The organism is Kitasatospora sp. NPDC057500 (assembly GCF_042802195.1).
Lineage (GTDB): Bacteria > Actinomycetota > Actinomycetes > Streptomycetales > Streptomycetaceae > Kitasatospora.
Window position 1 is genome coordinate 32306 of the sequence record NZ_JBHVER010000056.1, and the last position, 8467, is coordinate 40772.

Below are 8467 nucleotides of genomic sequence, written 5' to 3' on the forward strand. Positions count from 1 at the left end.
CCGCTCCGCGGGTCACCGGGGTACCGCCACGAATCGCTCCGAATGCGGCGAAACGGCGGTGGGAGGCTCCGGAGAGCCTCCCACCGCCGTTCGGATCACCGTCCTACGGGGCCGCCGCGACGCCGCCCGGGGGCACCGAGGGCGAGGTCGTGGGCTTGGGCGGCTTGGTGGTCGGACCGCCGGTCGCACCGCCGGCGCCGCCGCCCGGATCGGTGGTGGGCGGCTGGGTCGGTGTGGAGCAGCCGAGCGGGCCGATCAGGCAGGTCGGCGAGGGGGTGGTGCCACCCGTGCCGCCGCCGCTGCCGCTGCCGCTGCCGCCGGTGCCGGCTCCACCGCCGCCGCCGGTCTCGCCGCCGGTGCCGCCACCGACGGTGCCGCCGCCGGTCCCTCCGCCGGTGCCCCCACCGACGGTGCCGCCGCCGGGGTTGGGGTTGGTCTTGGTCGGCGCGGGCTGGGTGGGCACGGTGCCGGGGCAGTCGACGCCCGGGACGCAGGCCGGCTCGGGGACCGTCGGCTGGGTCGGCTGCCCGGCGTTCGGGTCCGGCGGGAGGGTGGGCGCGGTCTCGGTGCTGGTCGGCGTCGGCGTGGCGCTCGCCGTGCTGGGCGCGCCCGAGGAGTCGACCTGCGAGCCGACCGGCTGCGGGGTCGGGAAGTCCATCTTCTTCTCGTTGGCCAGCGCGGCCTTCATGTACCGGGTGAAGACGTCCGCCGGGACGTCACCACCGTGCACCGAGTCCTTGCCGCCGGTGCCGTTCAGCGAGAGCCGTCCGGGGTGGGCCGAGTCCTCGCGCCACATCGCCACGCTGGTGGAGAGCTGCGGGGTGTAGCCGACCCACCAGGCCGACTTGTTCTCGTCGGTGGTACCGGTCTTGCCGGCCACCGGTCGGCCCAGGGTGTTGGTCTTCTTGCCGGTACCGTTCTTCGCCACGTTCACCAGCACGTCGGTGACGTTGTCGGCGACGGCCGGCTCAAGGGCCTGCTTGGTCTCGTGCTTGCCGAAGCCGGGCCGCTCCTTGCCGTCCATCAGGACCTTGGTGACCGAGTACGGCTCGGCCTGCTTGCCGCTGGCGGCGAAGGTCGCGTAGGCGTCGGCCATCCGGATCGGGCTGACGGTGGAGACGCCGAGCGGGAAGGTGGCGGTGTGCGCCTCCTTCTCGATGGACTCCTTGCGCACGCCCATCGACTCGGCGAGCTGCATCACGTTCTGGCCGCCGACGTCCTGGTTCAGCTGCACGAAGGGCACGTTGTAGGAGTACTGCATGGCCATCCGCAGCGAGACGTAGCCGCGCTTGCCCTTCTCCTCGTTCTTCTGGCGGTAGGGCTTGCCGTCGTCGCCCATCACCAGTGAGCCGTCCGGCTTGCGGATCTCCGACATGTCGTCGGAGAGGTAGCGGCTGTCGGCGTTGATCCGCTTCGGCTTGCCCTTGTCGTCGGTCGCGGTCTGCACGCCGGTCTGCATCGCGGCGGCCAGCACGAAGGGCTTGAAGGTCGAGCCGACCTGGACGCCCTGGGCGTCGGCGTTGTTGTCGTGGTGGCCGTTCTCCACGCCGTCACCGCCGTAGATGGCGACGATCGCTCCGTCGTTGGGCACCACGCTGGCCGCGCCGAACTGGACGAAGTTGTCGTTGTCCGGGCGCTTCTGCGGGTTGAGCGTCTCGGCCTTGACGTCGTCCACGGCCTTCTTCAGGGCGTCGACCTTGTCCTTCTGGAAGGTCGTGTAGATCTTGAAGCCGCCCTTGTCGATCGCCCGCTGGTCGATCGTCGGGTCCTTGGCCATGACGTACTTGTTGGCGGTCTCGACCAGGTAGCTGATCTGGCCGTTCATGTTGGCCGGCGGGATCGGCTTGATCGGCTCGGGGAAGGCGGTGCACTTCGCCCGCTCCTCGGGCGTGGTGTTCTTGGTCTCCACCATCCGGTTGAGGATCCAGGTCCAGCGCTCCTCGGCGCGGGCGCGGTTGGCCGTGATCGTCGGGTCGTAGAACGAGGCGCCCTTGAGCAGGCCGGCCAGCATGGCGCTCTGGCACAGGTCGAGGTCCTTGGCGTTGACGCCGTAGTACGCCTGGGCGGCGGCCTGGGCGCCGGTCGCACCGCGGCCGAACCAGCTGGTGTTCAGGTAGCCCTTGAGGATCTCGGGCTTCTCGAACTCCTGGTTGACCTTCAGCGTGATGAAGAACTCCTTCACCTTGCGGGAGAGCGTCTGCTCCTGCGTCAGGTAGGCGTTCTTCACGTACTGCTGGGTGATCGTCGAGGCGCCCTGGGTCTCGCCGCCCTTGGCCATGTTGACGACCGCGCGCATCATGCCCTTGGGGTCGATGCCGCTGTCGGTGCGGAAGGTCGCGTTCTCCGCCGCGATGACCGCGTTCTGCAGGTTGGGCGAGATGTCCGCGAGCTCGACGATCTGCCGGTTGGTCTCGCCCTTGCGGACCATCTCGGTGCCGTCGGCCCAGTAGTAGATGTTGTTCTGGTCGTCGACCAGGGCGTTGAGCTTGGGGATCTCGGTCGTCTGGTAGACGAAGAAGATCCCGCCCACGCAGGCCGCGACGAAGAGCAGCACGGCGCTCAGCCACTGCCGCCAGGACGGCAGCCAGCGGCGGACGCCCTGCTTGCCGAAGCGCGGGTAGTCGATGAAGCGCTTCTTGCCGGGGCCGCCGTTCCGTCCGGCCGCCGCCACGGCGCCGGCCTCCCCGCCGCGCCGGCCGCCCTTCTGGGCCGCCTTGCGCAGCTCGGCGCGGGTCATCCTGGGCTGCTGCGCGGTGTCCCGCCCGCCCTGCGGTCTGCGCCGGCCGAGGCCCTCCGAGCCGAGTTCGTCCCGCCCGGCGCCCGCCGGACGCCCGTTGTCTCCACCCGGGGGACGACCGTCGCCACCTGGCGACCTGCGTCGTCGTTCGCTCATGTTCCAGCTACTCCTCGCCAGGCCGGTCGAGCCTGAAGGCAGGGTCCACGTCCGATGCCCGCAACCGCCCTAACCCCGGAGGTGGTCCTCGTGCACACGCGACAGCGTACGCAGCCCGGAAACCGAACTAATCGGGCATCAAACGCCAATAGCCACAAAACGGCGGCAGATCATTACACGCCCGTTGCCAAGCCCACCCGCGCGTCGCCTTGTGATCACATTCACGCGAGTCCCCCTTGCCGGTTCGGGGAGCCAGGCTTACTGTTCTCGATATATCGAGCCGATACATCGGAGCGACATACCGCCGACACCGGGCGGGTCGCGGACCGGCCGGGGAAGGGAGGACGACGGCAATGGGCAGGCGCTCAGGAGTGCTGGAGTTCGCCGTTCTCGGGCTGCTCCACGACGCCCCGATGCACGGGTACGAGCTGCGCAAGCGGCTCAACGTCCTGCTCGGCTCGTTCCGCGCGTTCTCCTACGGGACGCTCTACCCCTGCCTGAAGAGCCTGGTGGCCCAGGGCTTCCTGGTCGAGGACAACCCGGAGGCCGAGTACGTCCCGGCCACCGCGCTCAACGGCAAGCGGTCCAAGATCGTCTACCGGCTCTCCGCCGAGGGCAAGCAGCGGTTCGAGGAGCTGCTCGCCGACTCCGGCCCGGACGCCTGGGAGGACGAGCACTTCGGCGTGCACTTCGCCTTCTTCGGCCAGACCGACCGGGCCGTGCGGATGCGCGTGCTGGAGGGCCGCCGCAGCCGGCTGGAGGAGCGCCTGGAGCGGATGCGCAACTCGCTCGCCCGTGCCCGCGAGCGGTTCGACGACTACACCGTCGAACTGCAGCGGCACGGACTGGAGTCGGTGGAGCGCGAGGTCCGCTGGCTCAACGAGCTGATCGAGACCGAACGGGCCAACCGCTCCGGTCGCCCGGGCCAGTCGGCCGACGCGACCGGCCCCGCAACACCCAAGACTTCGGACGGCCGAGGCCAGGAGGACGGGTCCGTGGACCCGCCCGGGCCACCGCACGACCGCCCGGGGCGCTCCTCCCAGGAGCGCTGACACCGCGTCAGCCCTGTGCCGCGCGGCAGGAGTGGGCGCGTCACGCGCCCGTCAGCAGTCATCGAAGAAGCAGGACGAGTCCCGCCGACCCTCGGCGGCGCTCATGAGATCACAGGGAGCAACCGGAATGGGTTCGGTTCGCGTAGCCATCGTGGGTGTGGGCAACTGCGCCACGTCGCTGGTGCAGGGTGTCGAGTACTACAAGGACGCCGACCCGGCCGGCAAGGTCCCCGGGCTGATGCACGTCCAGTTCGGTGACTACCACGTCCGTGACGTGGAGTTCGTCGCCGCCTTCGACGTCGACGCCAAGAAGGTCGGCCAGGACCTCGCGCACGCCATCACGGCGTCCGAGAACAACACCATCAAGATCTGCGACGTGCCGCCGACCGGCGTCACCGTCCAGCGCGGCCACACCTTCGACGGCCTGGGCAAGTACTACCGGGAGACCATCGAGGAGTCGGACGAGGCCCCGGTCGACATCGTCCAGGCCCTGAAGGACGCCCAGGTCGACGTCCTGGTCTGCTACCTGCCGGTCGGTTCCGAGCAGGCCGCCAAGTTCTACGCCCAGTGCGCCATCGACGCCAAGGTCGCCTTCGTGAACGCCCTCCCGGTGTTCATCGCCGGCACCAAGGAGTGGGCGGACAAGTTCACCGAGGCCGGCGTGCCGATCGTCGGTGACGACATCAAGTCCCAGGTCGGCGCGACCATCACGCACCGCGTGATGGCCAAGCTGTTCGAGGACCGCGGTGTCATCCTCGAGCGCACCATGCAGCTGAACGTCGGCGGCAACATGGACTTCAAGAACATGCTCGAGCGCGAGCGCCTGGAGTCCAAGAAGATCTCCAAGACCCAGGCCGTCACCTCGCAGATCCGCGACCGCGAGCTGGGCTCCAACAACGTCCACATCGGCCCGTCGGACTACGTGGCCTGGCTGGACGACCGCAAGTGGGCCTACGTCCGCCTGGAGGGCCGCGCGTTCGGCGACGTCCCGCTGAACCTGGAGTACAAGCTCGAGGTCTGGGACTCCCCGAACTCCGCCGGTGTCATCATCGACGCCGTGCGCGCCGCGAAGATCGCCAAGGACCGCGGCATCGGCGGCCCGATCCTCTCCGCCTCCTCGTACTTCATGAAGTCCCCGCCGGTCCAGTACTTCGACGACGAGGCCCGCGAGAACGTCGAGAAGTTCATCCGCGGCGAGGTCGAGCGCTGAACCTGAGCACCGCCGGGCAGTGAGCCCGGTCCGCTCGGGCACCGGACGGGCCCACGGTCGACGACCGTGGGCCCGTTCACCTTCCGCGCGTGGATGTTTCACGTGAAACACCGGCCCGTTCCATGGCACTCTGGGCACGTGGCGATCACCGAGAACGGCAGTACCCACCGGACCGCGCACCGCGCCACGCTCCTCGACCTGCTCCGCGGCCGCGACTTCCGCCGGCTGCTGACCGCCCGGGTGCTGTCCCAGCTCTCCGACGGCGTCTTCCAGGTCTCGCTCGCCGCCTACGTCGTGTTCTCCCCGGAGAAGCAGTCCTCGCCCGCCGACATCGCCTCGGTGCTGGCCGTGATGCTGCTGCCGTTCTCGGTGGTCGGCCCCTTCGCCGGCGTCCTGCTGGACCGCTGGCGCCGCCGCCAGGTGCTCTACCTGGGCAACCTGGCCCGCTTCGGACTCGGCCTGGTCACCGGCGCCCTCCTCCTGGTCCAGGCGCCGAGCTGGCTCTTCTTCGCCTCCGCGCTGCTGGTCACCGCGCTCAACCGGTTCATCCTGGCCGGCCTGTCGGCGGCGCTGCCCCGGGTGGTGCGCGGCGAGCAGCTGGTCACCGCCAACGCCCTCTCCCCCACCCTGGGCACGGTCGCGGCCGCCTGCGGCGGCGGGCTGGGCTTCCTGCTGCACCAGCTGATGCCCCCCGGGCCGGCGGCCGACGCCGCCCTGGTCTCGATCGCCGCCCTCCTCTACCTCTCCGCCTCGCTGGCCGCGCTGCGGATGGACCGGGACCTGCTCGGTCCCGGGCACCACCCGGGCCGCCCCCCGCTCGGCCGGGCGCTGGTCCAGGCGGCCCAAGAGCTGCGCGCCGCCGTCACCCACCTGGTGCACGACCGCCGTCCGGCGGCCCACGCGCTGGCCGCCGTCACCGCGGCCAGGTTCTGCTACGGCGTGCTGATCGTGGTCGTGGTGATGCTCGCCCGGTACACCTTCAACGACCCCGCCGACAGCGCGGCCGGCCTGGCCACCCTGGGGCAGGCGGTCGGACTCTCCGCGGCCGGGTTCTTCATCGCCGCGGTGATCAGTCCCTGGTGCAGCCGGCGGCTCGGGCTGGCCGGCTGGATGACGCTCTGCCTGGCCGCTCCGGTGGTCTTCGTGCCCGCGCTCGGCCTCACCTTCGGCCTGGTGCCCTGCCTGATCGCGGCGCTGCTGCTGGGCGTCGTCACCCAGGGCACCAAGATCTGCGCCGACACCGTGGTGCAGGAGTCGGTCGAGGACGACTTCCGCGGCCGGGTCTTCGCCATCTACGACGTGCTCTTCAACGTCGCCTTCGTGGCCGCCGCCCTGGTGACCGCGCTGGTGCTGCCGCTGTCCGGCCGATCGGTGCCGGTCGTCCTGGGCGTGGCCCTGGTGTACGCGGTGTCGGCCGTGCTCTACCTGCGCTCCGCACGCCGGACCGGCCCGCTCCCGGGGGACGTCGGCGCGAGTCGCTAAGGTACGTCAGATCTGTCGCAGCGACAGCAGTCGGTCTCGGGGGACAATCTGATGAGCACACCACCGAATACGTATGGACCACCGCAGCCGTACGGCGCGCCGCAGGCGTACGGAGCACCCCAGCCGGCGCCCGCCGGATACGGCGCCCCACCGCCGCCGCCCCCGCCCCCGCCCGGCTACCCGGCCGCCCAGGCCGCACCCCAGCCGGCTCCCCCGTACCCGCAGCAGACCCATCCGCAGCAGCCGTACCCGCAGGCCCACCCGCAGGCCCCCTACGGCCCGCCCTCGCCGCACGGCTACCCCCCGGCCGCGCCGTTCCCGGTCGGCGCACCGGCCGCGAAGGGCCGCGGCAAGGCCCGGCTGAAGGCCGTCGGCCTGGTCCTGGGCGTGATCGCCCTGGTCGTCGGCTACTTCGTCTCCGGCCCGAGCGTCAGCAGCGCCAAGGCCGGCGACTGCGTCAAGGCCTCCGGCTCGCGCGACGTCTCGGTGGTCAAGTGCACCGACGGCAAGGCCAACCACAAGGTGCTGGCCAAGTTCGACTCCACCACCGACACCACCCTGTGCCGCGGCACCGCGGGCACCACCAGCACCGTCTCGGGCAAGAGCGGCCGCCGCTGGAACAAGAAGCGGTACGTGCTCTGCCTCGGCCCGCTCGCCGGCGTCCCGCCGGTCAAGAAGTCCTGACCGCCCGCCACCCGACCTTCCTCCCGGGGGATCCCCTTGTCCGTTCCGCCGCCCCAGATGCCGTACGGCTCGACGCCGCCCGCCGACGGCGCCAACCCGTACGCCACCGGAAACCCGTACGGCGCACCGGCCCCGCAGCCCCCGGCCGCACCCGCGCCGGCCGGCTACGGCTACCCGACCGCCCCGCCGCCGGCCGCGCCGCCCGGGTACGGCGTGCCCGCCCAGGCCCCGCCCGGCGGCGGCTACGCCTACCCGCAGGCGGGCGGCTACCCGGCGCAGGCCGGCTACGCCCACCCGGGCGGCCCGGTCTGCCGGTTCTGCGGCGGCTTCCCGGCCGTCGACACCACCGTCCGGGGCCACCAGGGCATCATCATCATCATGCGGTTCCTGAAGCAGCCGGGACCGTTCTGCCGCACCTGCGGCACCGCGGTGGTCCGCGACATGTCGGCACGCACCCTGGTCCAGGGCTGGTGGAGCTACCTCTCCGGCATCTTCACCGTGGTCACCCTGCTGCGGAACCTCGCCGCCCACAACCGGATCAAGGACCTGCCGCCGCCCGCGCCCGGCACCCACGGACCGCAGCTCGACCCGGGCGTGCCGCTCACCAAGCGCCCGCACATCTTCATGCTGCTGCTGCCGGTGCTCGGGATCGGCTCGACGATCGTGCTGATCGCGACCGGTGCGTTCCTCGGCGCCCGGCACGCCGACGACCCGTACCGGCCGCTGGTGCTGCCCACGCCGACCACGGTGACCATCCCCGTGCCGACCTTCTCGCCGACCTACTCGGTGCCGCCGGTCCCGGCCCCGACGGTCACCCTGCCGACGCCGTCCGCCAGCTCCAAGGTGCCCGGCGACATCGACTACGCCAAGGCCGGCGACTGCCTGCGCAACGAGAACGGCACCGCGGCCACCCACGACGCCAACCCGCGGATCACCATGCTGCCGTGCACCGACAGCCGGGCCCAGTACAAGGTGATCAAGAAGGTCTACGCGACCAGCGACAACGAGAAGGCCTGCGAGAACGTCGCCGGCACCGAGAGCACCTACACCCGCGACTCCAGCACCGAGGCGCTGAGCTTCGTCCTCTGCCTGAAGAAGCTCTGAGCCCCGAGGCGGGGCGGGGCGGCCCCGGGTTCTCCCCGGGAC

6 protein-coding genes are annotated in these 8467 nt (G+C 71.2%); 5 read left to right on the top strand and 1 reads right to left on the bottom strand.

All coding sequences use genetic code 11. The annotated features are described in order from the left end of the window. Positions 1-103: 103 nt before the first annotated feature. On the bottom strand, positions 104-2893 hold the full coding sequence (locus ACFU74_RS15030; protein WP_380756481.1) for a transglycosylase domain-containing protein: 2790 nt from the start codon (positions 2891-2893) through the stop codon (positions 104-106). A 353-nt stretch (positions 2894-3246) separates the two neighbouring features. Here ACFU74_RS15030 and ACFU74_RS15035 point away from each other — a divergent pair, with 353 nt between their 5' ends. From ACFU74_RS15035 to ACFU74_RS15055, 5 genes are all read left to right on the top strand, one after another. Further along, the gene (locus tag ACFU74_RS15035; protein ID WP_380756483.1) at positions 3247-3945 is read left to right on the top strand and encodes a helix-turn-helix transcriptional regulator; all 699 of its coding nucleotides are present in this window, start codon (positions 3247-3249) and stop codon (positions 3943-3945) included. A gap of 127 nt (positions 3946-4072) precedes the next feature. Further along, the gene (locus ACFU74_RS15040) at positions 4073-5155 is read left to right on the top strand and encodes an inositol-3-phosphate synthase (RefSeq protein WP_380756485.1); all 1083 of its coding nucleotides are present in this window, start codon (positions 4073-4075) and stop codon (positions 5153-5155) included. A gap of 138 nt (positions 5156-5293) precedes the next feature. Further along, complete coding sequence (locus tag ACFU74_RS15045) at positions 5294-6637, top strand: MFS transporter (protein WP_380756488.1); 1344 nt, start codon at positions 5294-5296, stop codon at positions 6635-6637. Between the two features lie 51 nt (positions 6638-6688). Then, a complete protein-coding gene (locus ACFU74_RS15050; protein ID WP_380756490.1) occupies positions 6689-7321 on the top strand; it encodes a hypothetical protein in 633 nt (210 codons plus the stop codon). A 36-nt stretch (positions 7322-7357) separates the two neighbouring features. Continuing rightward, the gene (locus tag ACFU74_RS15055) at positions 7358-8425 is read left to right on the top strand and encodes a hypothetical protein (RefSeq protein ID WP_380756492.1); all 1068 of its coding nucleotides are present in this window, start codon (positions 7358-7360) and stop codon (positions 8423-8425) included. Positions 8426-8467 lie beyond the last annotated feature (42 nt).

What these genes read in the sequence shown, in the direction of transcription:
- ACFU74_RS15030 (WP_380756481.1), bottom strand. Translation starts at nt 2,893, where the DNA reads ATGAGCGAACGACGACGCAGGTCGCCAGGTGGCGACGGTCGTCCCCCG.
- ACFU74_RS15035 (WP_380756483.1), top strand. Translation starts at nt 3,247, where the DNA reads ATGGGCAGGCGCTCAGGAGTGCTGGAGTTCGCCGTTCTCGGGCTGCTC.
- ACFU74_RS15040 (WP_380756485.1), top strand. Translation starts at nt 4,073, where the DNA reads ATGGGTTCGGTTCGCGTAGCCATCGTGGGTGTGGGCAACTGCGCCACG.
- ACFU74_RS15050 (WP_380756490.1), top strand. Translation starts at nt 6,689, where the DNA reads ATGAGCACACCACCGAATACGTATGGACCACCGCAGCCGTACGGCGCG.